We start from the raw sequence: 23410 nt of genomic DNA on the forward strand, positions 1-23410 counted from the left end.
GCAAGCTGGACCGAAGCCAGCCGGGCTAAGGCAGAATTGTCGCATGCGCCATTGGATGATTTGTTCGGCCCTGATTGCCTGCAGCCAAGTTGCCACGTTTGCCCATGCGGAGCACGCGTATGCATTGTGGGGTCAGCCGCGTTATGCGGCTGACTTCAAGCACTTTGATTATGTGAACCCGCAGGCCCCCAAGGGCGGCGAGTTGCGCATGGTCAGCAATCTGCGCTATTCCACCTTCGACAAGTACAACCCCTTCACCATCAAGGGCTCGCCCCCCGCCTATCTGGCGGACATGCTGTTCGAGACCTTGCTCACACCCAGTCTTGACGAGACTGCCACGGGCTACGGCCTGCTGGCTGAGGATGTGCAGGTGCCGGCCGATGGCATGTCTGCCACCTTCAAGATCAGGGCCAAGGCGCGCTTTCACAATGGCAAGCCCGTGCTGGCGCAGGATGTGAAGCACAGCTACGAGACGCTGCTGAGCAAATATGTCTCCCCGGGCTACAAGACGCTGTTTGCCGAGGTGGAGGGTTGCGACGTGCTGGATGAGCGCACGGTGCGCTTTCGCTTCAAAAAGCCCAACCGCGATTTGCCGCTGACGGTGGGTGCGGCGCTGCCCATCTTCAGCCGTGACTGGGGGCTGGGTGCGGATGGCAAGCCCAAGCCTTTCGATCAGGTGGTGATGGATATGCCGATTGGCAGCGGGCCGTACAAGGTTGGCCCGGTGAAGTTTGGCAAGGACATCACCTATGTGCGCGACCCTGCGTACTGGGGTGCCAATTTGCCGGTGCGCGCTGGCGTGGCCAACTTCGATCGCGTCAGCATCAAGATCTACAAAGACAACACGGCGCGGCTGGAGGCGCTGAAGGCTGGCGAGTTCGACCTGATGCGCATCAACAGCGCGGGTGACTGGGCCAGGCGCCTGACAGGCAGGCGTTTTGACTCGGGTGAGCTGGTCAAGGGCAGCTTCGAGAACAAGCTGCCATCGGGCTTTCAGAGCTTTTTCCTCAATACCCGCCGTCCTCAACTGCAGGATGTGCGTGTGCGCGAAGCGCTGGGCCTGGCATATGACTTCGAGTGGATGAGCCGCCAGATGTTCTATGGCGCCTATCAGCGTGTGCATGGGCTGTTTGGCAACACGGCTTGCGAAACCCATGGCAGCCCCAGCGATGCAGAGCTGGCGCTGCTCAAGCCTTTTGAGGCCAGTTTGCCGCCGGGAACGCTGGGCCCCATCAGCCAGCCGCCGCGCACGGATGCCGAAAACGGCTTGCGCGGCAACCTGCGTAAAGCCCAGAAACTGCTGGCTGATGCGGGGTGGAACGTCAAGGACGGTGCGCTGCGCAATGCTGCGGGCGAGCCCATGGTGATCGAATATCTGGACAGCGGCGACGGTGCAATCAAGCTGGTCAGCAGCTGGATGCGCAATCTGGAAAAGTTGGGCATCACGCTCAAGGTGCGCAGTGTGGATTACGCGCTTTACCAGCAGCGCATGGACAAATACGACTTCGACATCGTCACGCTCAATGTGCCCGGCACGCACAACCCCGGTCAGGAATATGCCGAGCTGTTTGGCACGGCTTCTGCCGACCAAGAGGGCGGCTCCAACTATGTGGGCCTCAAGAGCCGCGCGGTGGATTCCATCATCGGCCAGATGGCCGCTGCCAAGTCCGAGCAGCAGATGCTGCCTGCCTGCCACGCGCTGGAGCGCATCATTGTGCAGGGCCACTATCTGATTCCGCAGTACTACTCGGGCACGCACCGCATGGTCTATGACAGCTGGCGGCTGGCGCTGCCCGGGCAGATTCCCGCCTATTCGCCGGGTGAAATGTGGGCTGTCTATACCTGGTCAGCGAAACAGCCGGCGCAGACCACGCCTCAGACCTCGCCTTCCCCCAAACCGCAGCCCTGATCTGAAGCCGCCATGTTTGCCTATATTCTCAAACGCATCTTGCTGATGATCCCCACGCTGCTGGGTGTGCTGCTGCTGACCTTTGTCGTCATCCAGTTTGTGCCCGGCGGTCCGGTAGAGCAGTACCTGGCCGAAGCCAAAGCTGGCGCAGGCCGTGGTGCCGAAGGTGCTTCCATGAGCTATCGTGGCGCGCAAGGAGTGGATCCCAAGCGGCTGGAGGAAATCAAGGCGCTGTATGGCTTTGACAAGCCGCCGGTAGAGCGCTTTGTGCAGATGCTGGGCCAGTTTGCGCGCTTTGATCTGGGCACCAGCTTTTTCCAGAACAAAAGTGTCTGGGCACTGGTCAAGGAAAAGCTGCCCGTCTCCATCAGTCTGGGTTTGTGGACCTTCTTCATCAGCTATCTGGTGGCCGTTCCACTCGGCATTGCCAAGGCGGTGCGCGCAGGCTCGCGCTTTGATCTGGCAACCACCATATTGATTCTGTTTGGCTATGCCATTCCCGGTTTTGTGCTGGGCGTGGCGCTGTTGGTGATTTTTGGCGGCCAACTGCAGTGGTTCCCGCTGCGCGGGCTGACTTCATCGAACTTTGATGAACTCAGCGCCATGGGCAAGGTGGCCGATTACCTCTGGCACATTGCCCTGCCGGTGACGGCCATGGTGGCTGGCAGTTTCGCCGTCACGGCCATGCTGACCAAGAACTCGTTTCTGGAAGAAATTCGCAAGCAATATGTGCTGACGGCCCGCGCCAAGGGTTTGTCGGAAAAGCAGGTGCTCTACAAGCATGTGTTTCGCAATGCGCTGATTCCCATCATCACCGGCTTCCCTTCGGCCTTTATCGGTGCATTTTTCGCGGGCGCGCTGCTGATTGAGACCCTGTTCTCTCTCGACGGTCTGGGCCTGCTCAGCTACGAAAGCGTGATTCGCCGCGACTTTCCGGTGGTGCTGGGCACGCTGTATCTGTTCACGTTGATCGGGCTGGTGACCAAGCTCATCAGCGATCTTTGCTATGTCTGGGTGGACCCTCGGGTCAAGTTTGATTGATTTCATGAAAAAACAGACTCAACCCAATATAGATCAAGCGCTATCAGCTATGAATTCAGGAGTTAAAAGTCGTTCTGAATCTCCGGGGCGCAGGGCCTGGCGGCGTTTCAAGGCCAACCGTCTGGGCTTTATCAGCCTGCTGGTGTTTGGCGCTCTGGTGGTGCTCAGTCTGTTTGCGGAACTGCTGTCCAACGACAAGCCGCTGATCGTGCGCTATGAAGGCCAGACCTATCTGCCGCTGCTGCACGACTACCCGGAAACCACGTTTGGCGGTGACTTTCATACGCCCACCGATTACCTGGACCCCTTCATCCAGCAAAAGCTACAGGCGGGCGATAACTGGGCCATCTTCCCCATCAACCGCTATGGCAAGGCCACCATCAACTACTTTGCCAAGCTGCCCAACCCCTCAGGTCCATCGGCTGACAACTGGCTGGGCACGGACGACCGTGGGCGCGACCTGCTGGCGCAACTGATCTATGGCTTTCGCGTCAGCGTGCTGTTTGGCCTGGCGCTGACGATCGTTGGCGTGTTGCTGGGTGTGCTGGCGGGGGCAGTACAGGGCTTTTTTGGTGGCAAGACCGATCTGGCCTTTCAGCGCTTTACGGAAATCTGGGGCTCCATGCCTGAGCTGTACCTGCTCATCATCTTCAGTGCGCTGTTCGCGCCCAGCGTCTCGCTGCTGCTGATCTTGCTGAGCCTGTTTGGCTGGATGGGGCTGGCCGACTATGTGCGGGCCGAATTCCTGCGCAATCGCCAGCTGGACTATGTCAAATCGGCGCAGGCGCTGGGTGCCAGCAACCAGTCCATCATCTTTCGCCACATCCTGCCCAACAGCATGACGCCGGTGATTACCTTTTTGCCCTTTCGCATGAGTGGTGCGGTACTGGCGCTGACCTCACTGGACTTTCTGGGTCTGGGTGTGCCGCCAGGAACGCCCAGTCTGGGTGAGCTGCTCTCACAAGGCAAAAACAATATCGATGCATGGTGGATTTCGCTGTTCACCTTTGGCGTGCTGGTGCTGACGCTGCTGCTGCTGACCTTCATGGGCGATGCACTGCGCGATGCGCTGGACCCGCGCAAACAGGCGGCCACCCCTGCAACGAAAGGCAAGGCATGAGCGAGAAGAAAAATCTGCTGAGCGTGCGCGACCTGGGGGTGCGCTTTGGCAGCAAGCTAGTGGTGCAGGGCGTGAGCTTTGACATGGCAGCTGGCGAAAAGCTGGCGCTGGTGGGGGAGTCCGGCTCGGGAAAATCCGTCACAGCCCTGAGTTTGCTACGCCTGGTGGGTGATGCCCAATTAAGCGGCCAGGCCATGCTGGACGGGCGCGACCTGCTACGCCTTTCAGAGCGTGAGATGCAGTCTGTGCGTGGCGACGACATCGCCATGATTTTTCAAGAGCCTATGACGGCGCTGAACCCGCTGATGATGGTGGGCGATCAGGTGGCGGAGGTGCTGCAGCTCAAGCAGGCGCTGAGCAAAGCGCAGGCGCGCAAGCAGGCGGTGGAGCTGCTGGCTACCACCGGCATTCCCGAGCCCGAGCGCCGTGCGCAGAGCTTTCCCCACCAGCTCAGCGGCGGCCAGCGGCAGCGCGCCATGATTGCCATGGCGCTGGCCAGCCGTCCGCGTTTGCTGCTGGCCGACGAGCCCACCACAGCGCTGGATGTGACGCTGCGGGGGCAGATTCTGGATCTGCTGGCTGATCTGCAGCGCCAGACCGGCATGGCCGTGCTGATGATTACCCACGACCTGAACCTAGTGCGACGCTTTGCCGATCGTGTGGCGGTCATGGAAAAAGGCCTGCTGGTAGAGCAGGGCGCGGTGGCTCAGGTCATGCAAAGCCCGCAGCACGCCTACACGCAAAAGCTGCTGGCTAGCCGCCCTGTGCGCAATGTGAATGACCAGCCACTATCCGCCGGTGTGGCGGATGTGGTGCAGGCCCGGGCGCTCAAGGTGAGCTATGCCACGCCGTTGCCGGGCATTCGTGGCTGGTTTCGCAAGGGGGAGTTTGTGGCCATTAAGGGCGTGGATATGGCACTCAAGGCGGGTCGCACACTGGGCGTGATTGGCGAATCCGGCTCGGGCAAATCCACACTGGCTCAGGCGGTGCTGGGCCTGCTGCCTCATGCGGGTGATCTGCAGGTGGTGGGCGTGCAGTGGCAAAAGCCCGCCATTCGTAACAGCGCTGGCAATTTGCAGATGCGCAAGCGCATTCAGGTGGTGTTTCAAGATCCGTTTTCTTCGCTGTCCCCACGTATGACGGTGGAAGAAATCGTGGGTGAGGGGCTGCAGATTCATGCGCCAGAGCTGAATGAAGTCCAGCGCAGCGAGCGCGTCATCCAGATGCTGGCCGAGGTGGGCATGACTGAAGAGCAGTTCCCCGGGCTGCTGCAGCGCTACCCGCATGAGTTCTCGGGCGGGCAGCGGCAGCGCCTGGCGATTTCGCGCGCGCTCATCATAGAGCCCGAGGTGCTGGTGCTGGATGAACCCACCAGCGCGCTGGATGTGACGATTCAGCAGCAGGTGCTGGCTCTGCTGCAGCGCTTGCAGAAAGAGCGCGGGCTGGCTTATCTGCTCATCACCCACGATGTGGACGTGATTCGTGCCATGGCCCATGAGGTGCTGGTGATGAAAGACGGACAGATCGTCGAGCAGGGCGAGATTCATCAATTGCTTAGCCAGCCGCAGCAGGCCTATACGCGTCAATTGATTGAAGCTGCAGGCGCGGGTGCCGCTGCCCTCTGAATTGATAGCGCACAGCGCATGACAGGCAAAGGCGGGGTCTTGTAAATGCCTGAAATGCTGTTGTGAAAAGGCCAGAAAACCCCGTGGAATGCAGAAAAACACTGAATCCACACGCGAAAGTTTGTCTATTTTGGGCGGGATTTCTCTGGCTGTGGCCTAATTGACTCTTTTCAACCTCCCAATTGAGAATTCGACATGGGCAATAAGATCGTTACCGAAGCAGACCGCAAGGCCACTCCCCGTCCTCAGGCACCCAATGGCGTGACCTTGCCCACTCCTGGCCGTGGCCAGCGCGTGAGCCTGGAGCGTGGTTCGCACACACGCAGCAAGAAGCAGCCCGGCAAGCGCCACGGCTAATTCATGCAGACTGCGCTTCACGCGCAGAAGTGCATAAAAAAACCTCGCCCTTTCAGCGAGGTTTTTTTATGGGTGAAAAGCGCGCAGTGCCAGTTTCAGCGCTGCAGGTTCTGCAACTGGCGCCGCAGCTGCTGCACTTCCTCAATCAGGTCGGTGGTCAGCGCAGCCAGCTGAGGGTCAGCATCAAAGCTGTGTTCCAGCTGGGCGATGCGCCGCGCGCGCACCAGGGTCTGGCTGCTGAAGCGCCATTGCTCGCTGGAGACTTGCACGGTGGTTGTGCTGCTCTCATTGTCATAGCTGAAAACGCCTGTCTGCACATGCTCAATCACCCATTGGGGGCTGGTGGCGCAGTGGCGTGCCAGCTCCTGCAGGCTCAGCATGGTCTGGTCCAGTAACTCAGCGGGCTCGTAGAAAGGGTAGTTCGGGTTGGTCATCAGCGGCCTCTCAACTCAGGCTACGGGCATCAAAGCCGGGGAATGCCTTGGCAAATTCGGCATAAGCCTGTTTTTGCTCGGGCGTGGCAGCGGGGGGGAACACCACATCCAGCACCAGATACAGGTCGCCGGGCACAGAGGCGGGCAAGCCCTTGCCTTTGACGCGCAGCTTGCGCCCGGAGCGGTAGCCAGCAGGTACGGTCACTTCCAGCTCGCCCGCCAGTGTCTTGAATGGCACGGGGCCGCCCAGTTCCGCCTCCCAGGGGGCCAGCGGCACACGCTGATAGACATCCTTGCCTTCGGACCACCAGCGCGGGTCGCTGCGGAAATGCACTTCCAGCAGCAAGTCGCCTGCAGCACCTTTGCCCAGCCCCGGGTTGCCCTGACCAGCCAGACGAATCATCTGGCCTTCGCGCACGCCCTTGGGAATGCTGACCTGCAATTCTTTATTCTTGTAGCTGGGCATGCCTTGCTCATCCAGCACCGTGCTGCGCAGGTGCAGTGAGCGCATGGCGCCCTTGTAGCTGTCCTCCAGATCCAGTTCGATGCTGGCGTGCTGATCCTGCCCGCGCATATCGGGCATTGCCCCGCTTTGGCTGCTGGCGCTGCTCTGGCTGCGTCTGGCGCGGGCACCCTGGCCAAACATCTGCGAGAAAAAGTCGCTGAAGTCGGCATCGCCAGCGCTGTTGCCATGGCTGTTGGAGTGAAAGCCCTGCTGGTCCCAGTCTGGCGGTGGGCGGAATCCACCCTGGCCCTGTGCACCGGCGCGCTGCGCGAACTGGGCTTCGCTGCCCATGGCGTCATAGGCGGCGCGCTTTTCTGCATCCGAGAGCACGGTGTTGGCCTCGTTGATCTCGGCCATGCGGGCAGCGGCGTCTTTTTCCTTGCTGATGTCGGGGTGGTATTTGCGGGCGAGCTTGCGGTAGGCCTTCTTGATATCGTCGGCCGAGGCGCTTTTGTCCAAGCCAAGTATCTTGTAATAGTCCTTGTAGTCCATGGAATCACCAGTTGTCGAGCCAAAACGTAGCAATGCCGGGCCTATTTCAGGCTGCACATTGCCAATGCACTACAGGAAAGAATAAGGGCGCAGGTCGGTCGGTTCAAGAGGGTTCTGCGCCGTTGATGCGTTTGGCGCTAATATGGGCGCCGCCCGCTGAAGCAGGGTCGGCAGCCGCCGGCTCCAGGGGTTTGAAGAGATGACGAAAGAAATGAACAAGGCCGATGAATGGCTGGTGGTCTGTCTGTGTGCTGCATGGTGCGGCACCTGTAAACAGTATCAGCAGCCGTTTGAGCAACTGGCTGCCCAGTTTCCGCAGATGCGATTTGTCTGGCTGGATGTGGAAGACCGTGAGGATGTGGCGGGCGATCTGGATATTGAAACCTTCCCATCCATATTGATAGCGCAAGGCGCTCAGGCCCGTTTTCTGGGGCCGGTTCTGCCCCAGCCGGGTGTGCTGGCGCGCATGCTGCAGTCGCTGCCTGAGGACGCTGCGGCAAAGCCCTCGGACGCGCAGGAGGCTCAGGATTTGCTGCAGCGCCTGTTAAAGGCTGATGACTTACAGGAAGTCTTGCGCTGAGAGCTGTTTTATGTCTGGCTCTTTTTGCGAAAACAATGGTTTGCGGCTACAATCACGGCTTCACGACCAAACGGGCGGGTACACACCGCCCGTTTTTTTTGGGCAAATCACGGCGAAGTGCTGCAAACAGCAACACTAAGTGCCTGATTTGACGGATTTTTCGGGACTGAACTGAATACACGTGGCATTACAGCAAATCGTTGAACAAACCGTGACAGGTCTAGGTTACGACCTGGTTGAAATTGAACGCACAGCGGGTGGACTGCTGCGCATCACGATTGATTTGCCTTGGCAGGCGCCGGAGGAAGCTGCGCCTGAGCTGCCTGAAGGGGTTGAAATCCCTGAACAGTTCGTGACAGTGGAAGATTGCGAAAAGGTAACGCGTCAGCTGCAGTTTGCGCTGGAAGTGGACGGCGTGGACTATGCCCGCCTGGAGGTCTCTTCTCCGGGTATCGATCGTTTGCTGCGTCATGAGCAGGACTTCACTCGCTTTGAGGGTGCGGTCGTTGATCTGACGCTCAAGCAACCCATCGGCGCCGCCGGTGGCGACAAGATCAGTGCAAACCGTAAAAAATTTCGCGGCACGCTGGAGCGTACTGAAGAAGGTGGCTGGCAGATCGTCTGGAGCGATGAGCCTCCCGTCAAGCCTGGCGTGCGAGTGAGCAAGAAACGTGAGCCTGCACCGCTGCAGGCCATGGGCTTTACGCTGGATGAACTGCGTGAAGCACGTCTGGCACCGATTGTGAATTTCAAAGGACGCGCGGCCAAGCCTGAGTGAGGCGGCTGGAGCGTTGGAATCTTTTGGGGCAAAGAGGCTGGAAGCTGAGTCCTCTTTGTGTGATTGAAATAGGAGAGTCGTCGCATGAATCGCGAACTGTTGATGTTGGTTGAAGCCATTTCGCGTGAAAAGAACGTGGAACGCGATGTGGTTTTTGGTGCCGTGGAATCCGCGCTGGCACAAGCCACCAAGAAGCTGTACCAAGGTGAAGTAGACATCCGCGTGTCCATCGATCGCGAAAGCGGCGACTACGACACCTTCCGTCGCTGGGTGGTTGTGTCCGATGACGCAGGCCTGCAAAACCCCGAGGCCGAAGAAATGCTGATGGATGCGGAAGACCGCGTGCCCGGTATTCAGGTGGGTGAGTTCATCGAAGAGCAGATCGAATCGCTGCCCATCGGCCGTATCGGTGCCATGGCTGCAAAGCAGGTCATCCTGCAAAAGATTCGTGATGCCGAGCGCGAAATGCTGCTCAACGAATTCCTGGCCCGTGGCGAAAAAATCTTCACCGGCACCGTCAAGCGCATGGACAAGGGCGACATCATTGTCGAATCCGGTCGCGTGGAAGGCCGTCTGAAGCGCGGCGAGATGATCCCCAAGGAAAATCTGCGCAACGGCGACCGCGTTCGCGCCATGATCATGGAAGTGGACGTCACACTGCGCGGCGCTCCCATTGTCCTGTCGCGCTCGGCCCCTGAATTCATGGTGGAACTGTTCCGCAATGAAGTGCCTGAAATCGAACAAGGCCTGCTGGAGATCAAGAGCTGCGCCCGCGATGCTGGCAGCCGCGCCAAGATCGCCGTGATCTCTCACGACAAGCGCGTGGACCCCATCGGCACCTGCGTCGGTGTGCGCGGTACTCGCGTGAACGCTGTGACCAATGAACTCGCTGGCGAGCGCGTGGACATCGTGCTGTGGTCCGAAGACCCCGCCCAGTTCGTGATTGGCGCTCTGGCTCCTGCCAATGTGTCGTCCATCGTGGTGGACGAAGAAAAGCACGCCATGGATGTGGTGGTGGACGAGGAAAACCTCGCGATCGCCATTGGCCGTGGTGGTCAGAACGTGCGCCTGGCGTCCGAGCTGACAGGCTGGAAGATCAACATCATGGACGCTGCCGAGTCTGCCCAGAAGCAGGCTGACGAATCGGCTGGCGCTCGCGCTCTGTTCATGGAAAAGCTGGATGTGGACGAGGAAATCGCCAACATCCTGATTGATGAAGGTTTCGAGACCCTGGAAGAAGTGGCCTACGTGCCGCTGCAGGAAATGCTCGAAATCGAAAGTTTCGACGAAGAGACAGTCAACGAGTTGCGCAGCCGCGCCAAGGATGCCCTGCTGAGCCAGGAAATTGCCCGCGAAGAAAACGTGAGCAAGGCATCTGAAGATTTGTTGTCACTGGAAGGTATCACGTCCGACCTGGTGGACAAGCTGGCGCAGGCTGGCGTGCACACCCGCGACGATCTGGCCGATCTGGCGATCGACGAGCTGACCGAAATTACTGGTCAGACCGCCGAAGAAGCCAAGGCTTTGATCATGAAGGCACGTGAACACTGGTTCGCCGATGGGCAAGAGTAAGGTCAGGGAGGTTCAGAGCATCTATGTCTAGTAATACGGTTGCAGAGTTTGCACAAGAACGCAATACGACCCCTGACACCTTGCTGCAGCAGCTCAAGGCGGCCGGGGTTGATAAAACCACCGCAACGGATGCGCTGACTGAAGGCGACAAGCAACGCCTTCTGTCGCATCTGCAAGCCAGCCATGGCAGCGGTGCCAAGAAAATTACGCTGACCAAGAAGTCCACCAGCGAGATCAAGCAGGCGGATTCCTCGGGCCGTGCCCGCACGATTCAAGTGGAAGTGCGCAAGAAGCGCACTTTTGTGAAGCGCGAAGACACACCAGCAGAAGTCCAGGCCAATGCTGAGAGCATGGCCAAGGCTGTGCAGGAGCGTGCCGCAGCTCAAGAGCTGGCACGTCGTGAAGAAGAAGCTCGCCGACAGGCAGAGCAGTTGCTCCATCAGGAAGAAGATTTGGCCAAGGAACGTCAAGAGCGCGAAGAGCGCGAGCGCCGTGAGCGTGAAGCCGAGGAGCGCGCAGCTGCTTATGCAGCAGCTGAAGCGGCCAAGGTAGCAGAAGCGAAGGCTGCCAAGGAAGAAGAAAAGCGCGAGCACAAGGCAGAAGCCGCCGCTCGTGTCTCCGCACAGGCTGAGGCTCGTGCAAAGGCAGAAGCAGAATCGCAGGCCAAGGCCGCTGAAGAAGCGACCCGCGCCAAGGATCTGGACGAGCGTCGTCGCAAGGCGCTGGCCGAAGCGGAAGCGATTCGCGCCATGATGGCTGCACCCAAGAAGGTGCTGGTCGCCAAGAAGCCGGAAGAGCCCAAGAAGGTTGCTCCTGCTGCTGAGGCCAAGAAGCCCGCCAATGCCAAGGATGGCAACAAGCCCGCTGGCGCAGCCAATGCAGGTGCCAACGCTGGCAACGGCGCACGACCAGGCAAGGAAGTCAAGTCCGCGAAGCTGTCTTCGAGCTGGTCCAACGACGCAGGCAAGAAGAAGGAAATCAAGACCCGTGGCGATAGCTCCGGTGGCGTGGGCCGTTCCAACTGGCGCGGTGGTCCGCGTGGTGGCCGTCGCGGCAATGACCGCAACGAACAGCACCAACAGCAGGCTCCTGAGTTCCGCCAACTGGAAATCTCGGTGCCAGAAACCATCACTGTGGCCGAACTGGCCCACAAGATGGCCATCAAGGCTTCCGAGCTGATCAAGGTGCTGATGAAGATGGGCCAGATGGTCACCATCAACCAGCCTTTGGACCAGGACACCGCCATGATCGTGGTGGAAGAAATGGGTCACACCGCCAAGGTGGCTGCACTGGACGATCTGGAAGCCTTCACGGATGAAGAAGTCTCCAGCGCCGAAGCCGAGCTGCTGGCTCGCGCTCCTGTGGTGACCGTGATGGGTCACGTTGACCACGGCAAGACCTCTCTGCTGGACTACATCCGTCGCACCAAGGTTGCGTCGGGCGAAGCTGGCGGCATTACGCAGCACATCGGTGCCTACCACGTGAAGACGCCTCGCGGCATCATCACCTTCCTGGACACTCCCGGTCACGAGGCCTTCACGGCCATGCGTGCTCGCGGTGCAAAGTCCACCGACATCGTGATTCTGGTGGCGGCTGCCGACGACGGTGTGATGCCTCAGACCAAGGAAGCCATCAAGCACGCCAAGGCGGCTGGTGTTCCTATCGTGGTGGCCATCACCAAGGCAGACAAGCCCGATGCCAACCCCGACCGCGTCAAGCAGGAACTGGTGGTGGAAGAGGTGCTGCCCGAAGAATACGGTGGCGACTCTCCGTTCATCGCTGTGTCTTCCAAGACTGGCATGGGCATCGACGAGTTGCTGGAGCAAGTGCTGCTGCAGGCCGAAGTGCTGGAACTCAAGGCGCCTGTGGACGCAGCTGCCAAGGGTATCGTGATCGAAGCCCAGCTGGACAAGGGCCGCGGTACCGTGGCTACGGTGCTGGTGCAGTCCGGTACGCTGAAGGTGGGCGATGTGGTGCTGGCAGGCCAGACCTATGGCCGCGTGCGAGCCATGCTGGACGAAGACGGCAAGCAGAGCAAGTCGGCAGGTCCTTCCATCCCTGTGGAAATTCAGGGTCTGAACGAAGTGCCCCAGGCGGGTGATGACTTCATGGTGCTGAGCGACGAGCGTCGTGCCCGTGAAATCGCCACCTACCGCGCTGGCAAGTTCCGCAACACCAAGCTGGCCAAGCAGCAAGCTGCCAAGCTGGAAAACATGTTTGCCGAAATGTCCGCTGGCGATGTGCAGACTCTGCCCATCATCATCAAGGCCGACATGCAAGGCTCGCAGGAAGCTCTGGCTGCCTCGCTGCTCAAGCTGTCGACCGAAGAGATCAAGGTTCAGCTGGTGTACTCCGGCGTGGGCGGTATCTCCGAATCCGACGTCAACCTGGCGCTGGCTTCCAAGGCCATCATCATCGGCTTCAACGTGCGTGCGGATGCTCAGGCCCGCAAGACCGCTGAAGGCAACGATGTGGATATCCGCTACTACAACATCATCTACGACGCCGTGGATGAGGTGAAGGCTGCGATGTCCGGCATGCTGGCTCCAGAAAAGCGCGAAGAGATCATTGGTATGGCCGAAATCCGTACCGTGTTCGTGGCAACGAAGATCGGCACCATTGCCGGTTCGTACATCACGCAAGGTCACGTCACTCGCAATGCACACTTCCGTCTGCTGCGCGACAATGTGGTCATCTACACGGGTGAGATCGAGTCTCTGCGCCGCATGAAGGACGATGTCAAGGAAGTCAAGGAAGGCTTCGAGTGCGGTATCAAGCTGCGCAACTACAACGACATCAAAGAAAACGACATGCTGGAAGTCTTCGAGATCAAGGAAATCGCTCGTACGCTGTAAAAGCTATAGCTGCTAGCGCTTGATAGACAAGGGTTTGAGGTTCAAAAGGCCTCAAGCCCTTTGCAGGTAGAGCGCTACAAGCTCCTTTTTTGATACATGGCAACCAAACGTAAATCTGCTGCACCGAACCGCAGCTTCAAAGTCTCTGACCAGATCCAGCGTGATCTGTCGGAGCTGATCGCCCGCGAGTTGAAGGACCCGCGCGTTGGCATGGTCACGCTGCAAGGCGTGGAGGTCACTCCTGACTATGCCCACGCTAAGGTGTTTTTCAGCGTGCTGGTTGGCGATCCTGAAGTGACGCTGCAAGCACTCAACCAGGCCGCAGGCTTTCTGCGCAACGGCCTGTTCAAGCGTCTGCACATTCACACTGTGCCCACGCTGCACTTCATCTACGACCGCACGACAGAGCGCGCTTCCGATATGAATGCCTTGATCGCCAAGGCAGTGGCGTCGCGCGGTCCCGAACAGGAATAGCACATGAACGCCCCTCGCACCCGGGTGCAGCGGCGCCCTGTGCATGGGGTGTTGCTGCTCGACAAACCGCTGGGATGGTCCAGCAACGATATCTTGCAGAAGGTCAAGTGGCTGCTGCGCGCCGAAAAGGCCGGGCATACCGGCACGCTGGATCCGCTGGCCAGTGGCGTGCTGCCGCTGTGCTTTGGCGCTGCAACCAAATTCAGCCAGCTTCAGCTCGAAGCCGAAAAAACCTACGAGGCCATCGCCCGCCTGGGCCAGACCACGACCACGGCCGACGCCGAAGGGGACGTGGTGCTGGAGCGTGCGGTCGATCTGGCCGCCATCACGCCCGAGCGTCTGGCGCAGGTTCAGGCACAGTTCACGGGCGATATCAAGCAGGTGCCGCCCATGCACAGCGCCTTGAAAAAAGATGGCAAGGCTCTGTACGAATATGCCCGCGCAGGCATTGAAGTAGAGCGCCCCGCACGCGATGTCACGATTCATGCACTGAATCTGTCGCTGGTGCAGGACGATCAAGGGCATCCAGCTATCAAGATGAGAGTGACCTGTAGCAAGGGCACTTATATCCGTACATTGGGCGAAGACGTGGGCGAGGCCTTGGGCTGTGGAGCCCACTTGCGTTTTCTGCGCCGTGTGGAAACCGGCGGCATCGATGTGTCGCGCTGCGTGACGCTGGAAGCACTGGAAGCCATGAACGATGAAGAGCGCATTGCACAGGTTGAGCCTGTGGATGCATTGCTGCATCGTCATGCCGTCGTCACGCTGGGTGAAGAGGATGCAGGACGCTATCTATCAGGCTTGCGCCGCCGAGGGTCTTGGGCAGATGCCCCGGCCGTGGCGGTGTATGGTGAGCGCCCGCATGCCCTTTTGGGGGTAGGCCGTGTGGTGAGCGGGGAGTTGATCCCCGAGCGCCTGCTCAGTCCGCTAGAAATTCAACAAATTTTGGAAGGAACGCCGCGTCCACAAGCAAGCGGCATTTTGGAAACATTATGAGCAAACAAATCCGCAACATTGCGATCATTGCGCACGTTGACCACGGTAAGACCACCATGGTGGACCAGCTGCTGCGCCAGTCCGGCACTTTTGCCGAGCACGAAAAAGTCGTCGATACCGTGATGGATAACCACGCCATCGAACGTGAGCGCGGCATTACCATTCTGGCCAAGAACTGTGCCGTGTCCTGGAAGGACACCCACATCAATATTCTTGACACACCCGGTCACGCGGACTTCGGTGGTGAAGTGGAGCGTGCGCTGTCCATGGTTGACGGCGTGGTGCTGCTGATCGATGCGCAGGAAGGCCCCATGCCTCAGACGCGTTTCGTGACCAAGAAGGCTCTGGCCCTGGGCCTGCGCCCCATCGTGGTGGTGAACAAGGTGGACAAGCCTGGTGCCAACCCCGACAAGGTCATCAACGCCGCTTTCGACCTGTTCGACAAGCTGGGCGCTACCGATGAGCAGCTGGACTTCCCCGTGGTTTACGCTTCGGGCATCAACGGCTGGTCTTCCAAGGTAGAGGGCGAGCCAGGTGCCAAGTGGGGTGAAGACATGTCGGCCCTGTTCGACACCATCCTCGACCACGTGCCTTCTGTGCAGGGCGATGCTTCGGCGCCCCTGCAGTTGCAAGTTTCCGCTCTGGACTACTCCACGTTCGTGGGCCGTATCGGCGTGGGCCGTATCACCCAGGGTACTCTGAAGCCCGGTCAGCAAGTGGCTGTGATGGCCGGTCCTGACGGCAAGAGCTACACCGGCAAGATCAACCAGGTTCACACCTTCCAGGGTATCGACCGCGTGCAAGCCACGGAAGCCGGTCCTTCGGAAATCGTGCTGGTCAGCGGTATCGAAAACATCGGTATCGGTGAAACCATCGTCGACCCCGCCAATCCCCAGCCTCTGCCCATGCTGAAGATTGATGAGCCTACCCTGACCATGAACTTCTGCGTGAACACCTCGCCTCTGGCAGGTCGTGAAGGCAAGTACGTGACCAGCCGTCAAATCTGGGACCGCCTGACCAAGGAACTGCGCTCCAACGTGGCTCTGCGCATCAAGGAAACCGACGAAGACGGTATCTTTGAAGTGTCCGGTCGCGGTGAACTGCACCTGACCATTCTGCTGGAAGAAATGCGCCGCGAAGGTTACGAGCTGGCAGTGTCCAAGCCCCGCGTCGTGATGCAGATGATCAACGGTGAAAAGCATGAGCCTATCGAGCTGGTGACTGCCGACATCGAAGATGGTCACCAAGGCGGCGTGATGCAAGCCCTGGGCGAGCGCAAGGGCGAACTGGTGAATATGGAACCCGATGGCCGCGGTCGCGTCCGTCTGGAATACCGTATTCCTGCCCGTGGCCTGATCGGCTTCACCAACGAATTCCTGAACCTGACACGTGGTTCCGGCCTGATCTCCAACATCTTCGACAGCTACGAGCCCTACAAGGGTGAAATCGGCGGTCGTAAGAACGGCGTGCTGATCTCCATGGACGACGGTGAAATCTTCACCTACGCCCTGGGCAAGCTGGACGACCGTGGCCGCATGTTCGTGAAGGCGGGCGACCCCGTGTACGAAGGCATGATCATCGGTATCCACAGCCGTGACAACGATCTGGTGGTGAACGCGACCCGTACCAAGCAGCTGACCAACTTCCGCGTGTCCGGCAAGGAAGACGCGATCAAGATCACGCCTCCTATCGAGTTGTCGCTGGAATACGGCGTGGAATTCATCGAAGACGACGAGCTGCTGGAAATCACTCCTACCAGCCTGCGCGTGCGCAAGCGCTTCCTGAAGGAACACGACCGCAAGCGCGCTTCGCGTGATGCGTAATTCACAGCCTGGCTGATGAATAGAGAAAGGCCCTCCGGGGCCTTTTTTCATGTCTGCTTCGTTCGTTTGCTAACTTGCTGAGGCCTTGCCGCTTACGGGAATGGCTGGCGGATGCAAGCGCAACAAAAAACCGCATGACTGGCATGCGGTTTTTTTGTTGGTTGGCAGCTTTCGCTGCTGCTCAAACAGATTACTTCTGCGACAGCACCCAGGCGACCAGCTTCTTGGCGTCTGCGTCGTTGACTTGGGGGTTGGCGGGCATGGGAACAGGGCCCCACACGCCGGAGCCGCCCTTGATCACCTTGGCAGCCAGCTTGTCAGCAGCGTCCTTTTGGCCTGCATACTTGGCAGCCACTTCCTTGAAGGCCGGGCCGACCAGCTTCTTGTCAACTGCGTGGCAGGCCATGCAGTTCTTGGATTGAGCCAGTGCCTGATCGGCCATGGCGGGAGCCACAGCAGCAGCGGACAGGGCGAAAGCGATCAAAATTTGCTTCATCATGAGTTCCCGGGGCAGTTTTAAACTGAGGTTTGAGTTTTACCGCATTGTAGTGCCCACATTGCATATTGTTTGATGTAGTCACTGTTGAGAAATAAAGGGAGGGTGTATGTATTTGTTAGGTCTGGCGATTCTGCTGTCACTGTTGAAGCTTGCCGAAATCGGTCCTGTGGCGTCATGGAGCTGGTGGTACATCATCGGGGTGTATGCCAGTGCGGCAGTCTGGTGGGCCTGGGCAGATGCTTCGGGCTATACCAAGCGCAAAGCTGTGGAAAGAATGGATCAGCGCAAACAGCAACGCATTCAGCGCCAGAAAGAGGCCATGCAGCCTGGCAAGAAGCGCTGAAAAAAGCCCGGCAGGCGCCGGGCAAGAGGGAGTGAGGTCAGAGGCTCTTGCGCAAGGCGCTGGCCTGAATTTCTCAGCCTATGGCGTTTCTGCTTTGGCAGCGGTGTTGAGCACGCCGCCGCCAAGCGACTGGTAGAGGGCCACAACGTCGCCGTAGAGCCCACCTTGCGCTGCCACACTGGCTGCGCGTGCCTGCAGCCATGACTGCTTGGCTGCCAGCGCCGTGGGCAGGCTGGCATATCCAGCCTTGAGCTGGGAGTCGCTGAGTTTCCAGGTGGTCTGGCTTGCGCTTTCGCTGTCCTGGCTCATTTGCAGTGCCCGGGTGTCCGTATCCACGGCATACAGGGCATTGGCAACATCTTGAAATGCGCTCAGTACGGTGCTTTTGTAGCTGGCGGCCGAGGCTTCCAGTTCCGCCTGCGCAGCTTTTTGATGCGCTTTCAGTGTGCCGCCATCAAAGATCGGCGCCAGCAGGCTGGCACCTAGAGACCAGGTGATATTGGCCGCCGAGAACATGCGTGCAAAGCTGGTTGCGCCGCCGCCATAAGCGGCAGAAAGGCCTAGTTGCGGCAGTCTGGCTGCGGTGGCAACACCGACGGCTGCGCTGGCTTGCTGCACCTGAGTTTCTGCGGCGCGGATATCGGGGCGCTGCTCAACCAGCTGAGATGGCACGACTTGCGGCAGCAGGGGCAGCTTGAAATCCGACAGCGGCAAGATGGCGGGAGCCTGGTCTGGAGAGCGGGCCATCAGCGTTGCAACCAGATTGCGTGTTTGCTCAAGCGATTTCTGCAGCGGCGGCAACTGCTGCTGCAACTGCAGCAACAAAGTTTGCTGAGTCGCAACATCCATGCCGCTGGCATAGCCGCTGGCTTGCTGCTTGCGCATATGTTGCAGCTGCTGTTGCGCGGCCTGCACGGCTTGCTCCAGCAAGCTGCTTTGCTCTTGCAGCATGGAGGTCTGAATGACCGCCGCGACCAGGTTGGCTGCGAGACTCAGCTTGGCCGCCTGCAACTGCAGGCGCTGGTTTTCCTGCGCAGCTTCAAGGCCTTCAACCTGGCGCCGGTTGCCGCCAAACAGATCGGGGTTGTACGAGACGCTGAGCTGTGAGGTGTGATAGGTGTAGAGCGAGTCGCCATTGTTCAGCGGTGCCGACATGGATTGCCCGGCATTCTGGCGCGAGGGGTTGTAGCCCACCTGTACAGAAGGAAGGAAGTAGCCGCGCTGCGCAATCACGTTCTGGCGCGCTGCACGCAAAGTGGCCTGGGCTGCCTCGATGCTGGGGCTGTTGTTCAGTGCCTCTTGCACCATGGCGTTGAGTGGCGCGTTGCCAAACGCCTGCCACCATTGGCTGCTGATTTCGCTGTCGCCGCTGGCAGGCAGGCTGCTAGCGATGGGGGCGCGTGTCAATGACTGCGGCGCTGTCAGCTCGGGGCGTTTGTAGTCAGGGCCTGCAGCGCATCCCGAGAGCAGCGCACAGCAGGCAGAGAGCACCAGCGCAACCGCAGGAGTGGATTGAAGAACTTTATGCACGTTTGCCTCCCAGACCTTGGCGGCGGGTATCGGGTTTCATGCGGCGCAGCACTACAAGGCGTAGCGCCGGAACGACCAGCAGCAGGAAAATGGGGCCAATCAGCATGCCTCCAACCACCACGGTGGCCAGTGGGCGCTGGACTTCACTGCCGATGCTGTGAGAGATGGCAGCAGGCAGCAGGCCGATACAGGCGGACAGAGCAGTCATCAGCAATGGGCGCATGCGGCTGCGATAGGCGTCGCCCACGGCGCGGGCGGGTTCATAGCCCTTGGCGCGCAAATCTTTGTACACGCCGAGGATGAGAATCCCGTCCATCACAGAAACCCCGAGCAGCGAGATAAAGCCGATGATGGCAGAGACACTGAGCACCTGCCCCGAGACATAGAGCGCCAGAATGCCGCCGATGACGGTAAAGGGCACAGACGCCAGAGTCAGCAGGCAATAGGTGAAGTTGTTGAACAGCGCATACAGCAGCGCAAACACCAGGCAGAAGGCCACGGGAATGGCAATCAGCATGCGGGCCTTGGCCTGTTGCAGGGCTTCAAACTCACCGGCATAGATGATGCGGTAACCCTGTGGCAGGTGCACTTCCTGTGCAACGCGGCGCTGCACTTCGCTGACGGTGCTGCCCAGATCGCGGCCACGGGCCGAGAACTTGATGGGGATATAGCGCTCGTTGCTTTCTCGGTAGATATAGGTGGCGCCTGTATCCAGCGTGATGTCCGCGATATCTGAAAGCGGAACATAGGAGGTGCCGCCCGAGGCTGTGGTGTAACCCACGCGCAGATTGCGCACGCTCTCGGGTGAGGCGCGGCTGGTTTCGGCAAAGCGCACGGTCAGGCCAAACTGCTTTTCGCCTTCCAGCACGGCAGTGGCCTGCGTGCCTGCCAGTGCTGTCTGGATGGTGTTGGCCACATCGCCGGTGTTCAGGCCATAGCGGGCAGCCTTCTGGCGGTCGATCTGGATGTTCATATTGGGCTGGCCCAGCACATGGAACACGCCCAGGTCGGCCACGCCATCGATATGCCCCATGACTTCATAGACATGATCGGCAATCTTTTCCAGAGTGGGCAGATCGGGGCCGATGATCTTGACGGAGTTGGCGCCCTTCACGCCAGACAGACCTTCCTGAACGTTGTCCTGGATGTACTGCGAGAAGTTGAAGCTGACGCCCGGAAACTCTGCGGCAAAGCGGGTTTGCAGTTCATTGACCAGGCGCTCCTTGGTCATGCCGGGGCGCCATTTCTCAAAAGGCTGCAGGGGGGCAAACAGCTCCACATTGTTGAAGCCGGAAGCGTCAGAGCCATCGTCAGGGCGGCCATGCTGCGACACCACGGTGATGACTTCCGGGTACTCATCAATGATGCGGCGCATGCGGTTGGTGCGGTCACGACCGGCTTCCAGCGAGATGGTGGGCGGCATGGAGGCACGAATCCACAGATTGCCTTCTTCCAGCGCTGGCAGAAACTCGCTGCCCAGCTGGGTGGCCATCAGTGCGCCACCAGCCAGAGCCACCATGCCCATTAGCACGACCAGACGCGCATTTTTGAGAACCCAGCTCAGTGCAGGTTCATAGATGCGGTGAATGGCGTGAACGACAAAGGTTTCCTTTTCCTCGATCTTGCCTGGCAGCAGATAGCTGGCCAGCACAGGGGTGATGGTGAAGGTGGCGATCAGTGCACCGGCCAGCGCATAGCCATAGGTGCGTGCCATGGGGCCAAAAATCTGGCCTTCCACACCCTGCATGGCAAACAGCGGAGTAAAGGCCGCAATCGTGATGCAGGTGGAGAACAGCACCGAGCTGTCCACCTGGGTGGCGCTCAGGTAGATCATGCGCAGCCTGGTAGTCCAGCCATCGCTGGGCTGGGTGCGGGCGCCGTCAGCACCCTTGGCCATATCTCTGAGCATGGCCGCTCGTATCGCGGGCTGGCGCTGGAAGTTGCGGAAAATGTTTTCCACCAGAATCACCGCCGCGTCCACGATGATGCCGAAGTCCACCGCACCCAGGGAGAGCAGGTTCGCGGATTCCCCGGTGAGCACCAGCATCATGATGCTGAAGAACAGTGCAAACGGGATGTTGATACTGACGATCACGGCGCTGCGCAGATCGCCCAGAAACACCCACTGAATGAAGAACACCAGCAGGCAGCCAAAGATCAGGTTGTGCAGCACGGTGTGCGTGGTCACGCCCACCAGAACGGCGCGGTCGTAGTAGGGCTCCAGCTGAACGCCTGCTGGCAGGGTGCCATCAGCGTTGATTTTCTGAACTGCTGCTTTGACCTTGTCGATGACATCGCTGGTGTGCAGCGTGCGGTTCATGATGACGACGCCCGTCACCACATCGTTTTCCTTGTCCCGACCGGCTTCGCCCAGACGCGGGATTGTGCCTTCCTTGATGTTGGCCACATCCTTGATCTGCACCGGCATGCCGTTTTTCTGGCCCACGACAATATTGGCAATATCGTCCAGATTGTTGACCAGACCCAGTCCGCGAATATTGACGGACTGGTCGCCCACGCTGATGGCACGGCCACCCACATTGAGGTTGGCATTGCCAATGGAATCCAGCAGATTTTTCAGCGTGATGCCATAGGCTTCAAGGCGCTTGGGGTCTGCATCGACGTGGTATTCCTTGGTTGTGCCACCCCAGGTCACCACCTGCACCACACCGGGAACGGTGAGCAGGCGTTTTTCAATCACCCAGTTCTGCAGCGTGCGCAAATCAGTCAGGCTGTAGTTGGAGTTGCCTTTGACCTGATAGCGCAGGATTTCGCCCACGAGGCTGGACGCCTGAATCTGCGGCTGCACCCCATTGGGCAGGTTGACGTTGGCCTGCAGATTATTGGACACTTGCGATAGCGCGAAATAGTAGTCGGTGCCGTACTTGAACGTGATGCGCACAAAGGACAGGCCGTAGAACGAGGTCGAACGGATGTTGTCCACATTGGGCGTGGTGGCCAGCCCGACTTCCATCGGGCGGGTGTAGTAACGCTCCATCTCTTCGGCGGACATGCCTGGCGCCTGCGCCGTGATTTCCAGAATCACGGGCGCAGGGTTGGGGTAGGCTTCCACATTGAGCCTGGAGAACGCAAACAGGCCTGCACCCATGAAGGCCAGCAAGGCCAGCAGGACAATGGGGCGGCGCGAGAGAACAAAAGCCAGTAAAGGTCGGAACACGGCAATACTCCTGAATCAGCCCTGGCTTTACTGGGCGTTGGTCTCGTACAGGCTGCTCAGGAACAGCGCGTTCTTGCGGGCAATCAGCTGATCGCTTTTGAGCCCTTCCTGAATCTGTACCCAGCCGTCAGCGGTCTTGCCGCGCACCACGGCCGCCTTGGTGAACAGCGGGCCTTTGGCGTCCTTGCCCATGGCCAGCCAGACCACATCGCGGCCACTGCCTTCGCGCACCACGGCCTGTGCGGGAACTGACAGGCTGTCTTCAGCCGCTGCCACAGTGATGTTGAAATCGGCCGTCATCTGCGGGCGCAGCACATGCTCGGGGTCGCTCACTTCAGCGCGCACCACAAATCTGCGGCTGTCGGCGTCCACACTGTCGCCCACATAGGAAACCTTGCCCTCGAAGCTCTTGTCAGGCCAGGCCGAGACACGCACTTGTACGGGCTGGCCAATGCGGTACTGGCTGAACTCTGACTCTGGCACATTGGCCACCATCCACAGCGAGCGCATGTCCGAGACCACCATGGGAGCCGGATCGCTGCCGGGCTGCACAAGCTGCCCTGGTTGTGCGGCGCGCTGCGTTACGCGGCCTGCAATAGGGCTTTTGACGGCGAATTCCAGACCGATCTTGCGGTCTTTTTCGATGCGGCTGATTTCGGCATCACCCAGGTCAAACAGGCGCAGATTCTGGCGCGCCGCATCGTAGGCGGCACGGGCCGTTTGTTGATCGGTCTGTGCCTGCAGATATTCCTTCTGGGGAATGCTGTTGTCCTTGGCCAAAGCCTCGGTGCGCTTGAGCGTTTCGTTGGCATTGCGCAAGGTGGCGCTGGTGCTGATCAGCGCGGATGCGGCCTGCGCCATATCGGGCACTGCCACGGTGTACAGCACCTGTTCCGCCTTGACATCATCTCCGGCCTTGACCAGAACCTGAGAGACACGGCCCTGGTAGGGTGAGTACACCTTGCTGGTGCGGTCCTGGTTGAAATCAATGACGCCGATGGAGTGCCGCACATTGCGAAACTCGTGGGTCTCTGGCTTGCCGATTTCAAAGCTGGCGACCTGGTCGGGTTGCACCCGCACAATGCCTTTGTCCACCTTCCCGGCAATGCTCTCTGCCGGGGCTTCCTCTGCCTGTGCGTTGTGGGTGCCCGCGTAGATCACGCCGCCGACTGCGGCAATGCAGATCAGGGCTGCGCCAGCAATGATGCCGAGGCGTTTGGATGACTGGGTAGGAGCTGGTTTTTGTGGGGCTGAAGCTGTCATGGCTGGCCATCCTTGGTTCGGGCTGCGGGGTAGCGC

19 protein-coding genes are annotated in these 23410 nt (G+C 59.5%); 13 read left to right on the top strand and 6 right to left on the bottom strand.

The features are described 5' to 3' along the window. Positions 1 to 43: 43 nt before the first annotated feature. From JDW18_RS09505 to JDW18_RS09525, 5 genes are all read left to right on the top strand, one after another. Positions 44 to 1909, top strand: coding sequence for an extracellular solute-binding protein (locus tag JDW18_RS09505; protein WP_218243374.1), 1866 nt, complete (start codon positions 44 to 46; stop codon positions 1907 to 1909). A 12-nt stretch (positions 1910 to 1921) separates the two neighbouring features. Beyond that, complete coding sequence (locus JDW18_RS09510; RefSeq protein ID WP_218243375.1) at positions 1922 to 2950, top strand: microcin C ABC transporter permease YejB; 1029 nt, start codon at positions 1922 to 1924, stop codon at positions 2948 to 2950. A 49-nt stretch (positions 2951 to 2999) separates the two neighbouring features. Beyond that, positions 3000 to 4070, top strand: coding sequence for an ABC transporter permease (locus JDW18_RS09515; protein WP_218243376.1), 1071 nt, complete (start codon positions 3000 to 3002; stop codon positions 4068 to 4070). After that, positions 4067 to 5695, top strand: coding sequence for an ABC transporter ATP-binding protein (locus JDW18_RS09520; protein WP_218243377.1), 1629 nt, complete (start codon positions 4067 to 4069; stop codon positions 5693 to 5695). Before JDW18_RS09515 ends, JDW18_RS09520 begins: the two co-directional genes overlap by 4 nt. Positions 5696 to 5890: 195 nt before the next feature. Beyond that, positions 5891 to 6052 carry a hypothetical protein gene (locus JDW18_RS09525; protein ID WP_003056362.1) on the top strand — a complete coding sequence of 54 codons (162 nt, stop codon included), beginning with the start codon at positions 5891 to 5893 and terminating at the stop codon, positions 6050 to 6052. 95 nt (positions 6053 to 6147) lie between these two features. Here the strand turns inward: JDW18_RS09525 and JDW18_RS09530 are convergent, their stop codons facing one another. Continuing rightward, positions 6148 to 6486, bottom strand: coding sequence for a chaperone modulator CbpM (locus tag JDW18_RS09530; protein ID WP_218243378.1), 339 nt, complete (start codon positions 6484 to 6486; stop codon positions 6148 to 6150). A 10-nt stretch (positions 6487 to 6496) separates the two neighbouring features. Beyond that, positions 6497 to 7483 (bottom strand): DnaJ C-terminal domain-containing protein, encoded by a 987-nt coding sequence (locus JDW18_RS09535; RefSeq protein ID WP_218243379.1) that lies wholly within the window; start codon positions 7481 to 7483, stop codon positions 6497 to 6499. A gap of 199 nt (positions 7484 to 7682) precedes the next feature. Here JDW18_RS09535 and JDW18_RS09540 point away from each other — a divergent pair, with 199 nt between their 5' ends. The 7 genes from JDW18_RS09540 to typA all read left to right on the top strand — a co-directional run bounded on the left by JDW18_RS09540 (position 7683) and on the right by typA (position 16561). Then, entirely contained in the window at positions 7683 to 8063 is a 381-nt protein-coding gene (locus JDW18_RS09540) for a thioredoxin family protein (RefSeq protein WP_218243380.1), read from the top strand. Positions 8064 to 8244: 181 nt separating this feature from the next. Continuing rightward, entirely contained in the window at positions 8245 to 8841 is a 597-nt protein-coding gene (gene rimP, locus JDW18_RS09545) for a ribosome maturation factor RimP (protein ID WP_218243381.1), read from the top strand. 84 nt (positions 8842 to 8925) lie between these two features. Next, complete coding sequence (gene nusA, locus JDW18_RS09550) at positions 8926 to 10413, top strand: transcription termination factor NusA (RefSeq protein ID WP_218243382.1); 1488 nt, start codon at positions 8926 to 8928, stop codon at positions 10411 to 10413. Positions 10414 to 10436: 23 nt separating this feature from the next. Beyond that, positions 10437 to 13268, top strand: coding sequence for a translation initiation factor IF-2 (infB, locus tag JDW18_RS09555; RefSeq protein WP_218243383.1), 2832 nt, complete (start codon positions 10437 to 10439; stop codon positions 13266 to 13268). 96 nt (positions 13269 to 13364) lie between these two features. Continuing rightward, positions 13365 to 13742 (top strand): 30S ribosome-binding factor RbfA, encoded by a 378-nt coding sequence (rbfA, locus tag JDW18_RS09560; protein ID WP_218243384.1) that lies wholly within the window; start codon positions 13365 to 13367, stop codon positions 13740 to 13742. 3 nt (positions 13743 to 13745) lie between these two features. After that, positions 13746 to 14738 carry a tRNA pseudouridine(55) synthase TruB gene (truB, locus tag JDW18_RS09565; protein WP_218243385.1) on the top strand — a complete coding sequence of 331 codons (993 nt, stop codon included), beginning with the start codon at positions 13746 to 13748 and terminating at the stop codon, positions 14736 to 14738. Then, positions 14735 to 16561 (top strand): translational GTPase TypA, encoded by a 1827-nt coding sequence (gene typA, locus JDW18_RS09570; RefSeq protein ID WP_218243386.1) that lies wholly within the window; start codon positions 14735 to 14737, stop codon positions 16559 to 16561. Before truB ends, typA begins: the two co-directional genes overlap by 4 nt. Positions 16562 to 16751: 190 nt before the next feature. On the opposite strand, the gene JDW18_RS09575 is transcribed toward typA, so the two are convergent. After that, on the bottom strand, positions 16752 to 17057 hold the full coding sequence (locus JDW18_RS09575) for a c-type cytochrome (RefSeq protein WP_218243387.1): 306 nt from the start codon (positions 17055 to 17057) through the stop codon (positions 16752 to 16754). 109 nt (positions 17058 to 17166) lie between these two features. Between JDW18_RS09575 and JDW18_RS09580 the strand changes: the two genes are divergently transcribed. After that, a complete protein-coding gene (locus JDW18_RS09580; RefSeq protein ID WP_218243388.1) occupies positions 17167 to 17403 on the top strand; it encodes a TIGR04438 family Trp-rich protein in 237 nt (78 codons plus the stop codon). A 78-nt stretch (positions 17404 to 17481) separates the two neighbouring features. Here JDW18_RS09580 and JDW18_RS09585 read toward each other — a convergent pair whose 3' ends face one another. The 3 genes from JDW18_RS09585 to JDW18_RS09595 are packed head-to-tail and all read right to left on the bottom strand — an operon-like array spanning position 17482 to position 23374. Further along, positions 17482 to 18933 (bottom strand): efflux transporter outer membrane subunit, encoded by a 1452-nt coding sequence (locus JDW18_RS09585; protein WP_218243389.1) that lies wholly within the window; start codon positions 18931 to 18933, stop codon positions 17482 to 17484. Then, a complete protein-coding gene (locus tag JDW18_RS09590; protein WP_218243390.1) occupies positions 18926 to 22111 on the bottom strand; it encodes an efflux RND transporter permease subunit in 3186 nt (1061 codons plus the stop codon). Before JDW18_RS09590 ends, JDW18_RS09585 begins: the two co-directional genes overlap by 8 nt. A 27-nt stretch (positions 22112 to 22138) precedes the next feature. Next, positions 22139 to 23374, bottom strand: coding sequence for an efflux RND transporter periplasmic adaptor subunit (locus JDW18_RS09595; RefSeq protein WP_218243391.1), 1236 nt, complete (start codon positions 23372 to 23374; stop codon positions 22139 to 22141). Between the last annotated feature and the right edge of the window lie 36 nt (positions 23375 to 23410).

The organism is Comamonas fluminis (assembly GCF_019186805.1).
GTDB classification, from domain to species: domain Bacteria; phylum Pseudomonadota; class Gammaproteobacteria; order Burkholderiales; family Burkholderiaceae_C; genus Comamonas; species Comamonas fluminis.

Bases quoted from the DNA above. Each gene is read 5' to 3' on its own strand.
- JDW18_RS09505 (WP_218243374.1), top strand. From the start codon at position 44: ATGCGCCATTGGATGATTTGTTCGGCCCTGATTGCCTGCAGCCAAGTT.
- JDW18_RS09510 (WP_218243375.1), top strand. From the start codon at position 1,922: ATGTTTGCCTATATTCTCAAACGCATCTTGCTGATGATCCCCACGCTG.
- JDW18_RS09515 (WP_218243376.1), top strand. From the start codon at position 3,000: ATGAATTCAGGAGTTAAAAGTCGTTCTGAATCTCCGGGGCGCAGGGCC.
- JDW18_RS09520 (WP_218243377.1), top strand. From the start codon at position 4,067: ATGAGCGAGAAGAAAAATCTGCTGAGCGTGCGCGACCTGGGGGTGCGC.
- JDW18_RS09525 (WP_003056362.1), top strand. From the start codon at position 5,891: ATGGGCAATAAGATCGTTACCGAAGCAGACCGCAAGGCCACTCCCCGT.
- JDW18_RS09530 (WP_218243378.1), bottom strand. From the start codon at position 6,486: ATGACCAACCCGAACTACCCTTTCTACGAGCCCGCTGAGTTACTGGAC.
- JDW18_RS09535 (WP_218243379.1), bottom strand. From the start codon at position 7,483: ATGGACTACAAGGACTATTACAAGATACTTGGCTTGGACAAAAGCGCC.
- JDW18_RS09540 (WP_218243380.1), top strand. From the start codon at position 7,683: ATGACGAAAGAAATGAACAAGGCCGATGAATGGCTGGTGGTCTGTCTG.
- nusA (WP_218243382.1), top strand. From the start codon at position 8,926: ATGAATCGCGAACTGTTGATGTTGGTTGAAGCCATTTCGCGTGAAAAG.
- infB (WP_218243383.1), top strand. From the start codon at position 10,437: ATGTCTAGTAATACGGTTGCAGAGTTTGCACAAGAACGCAATACGACC.
- rbfA (WP_218243384.1), top strand. From the start codon at position 13,365: ATGGCAACCAAACGTAAATCTGCTGCACCGAACCGCAGCTTCAAAGTC.
- truB (WP_218243385.1), top strand. From the start codon at position 13,746: ATGAACGCCCCTCGCACCCGGGTGCAGCGGCGCCCTGTGCATGGGGTG.
- typA (WP_218243386.1), top strand. From the start codon at position 14,735: ATGAGCAAACAAATCCGCAACATTGCGATCATTGCGCACGTTGACCAC.
- JDW18_RS09575 (WP_218243387.1), bottom strand. From the start codon at position 17,057: ATGAAGCAAATTTTGATCGCTTTCGCCCTGTCCGCTGCTGCTGTGGCT.
- JDW18_RS09580 (WP_218243388.1), top strand. From the start codon at position 17,167: ATGTATTTGTTAGGTCTGGCGATTCTGCTGTCACTGTTGAAGCTTGCC.
- JDW18_RS09595 (WP_218243391.1), bottom strand. From the start codon at position 23,374: ATGACAGCTTCAGCCCCACAAAAACCAGCTCCTACCCAGTCATCCAAA.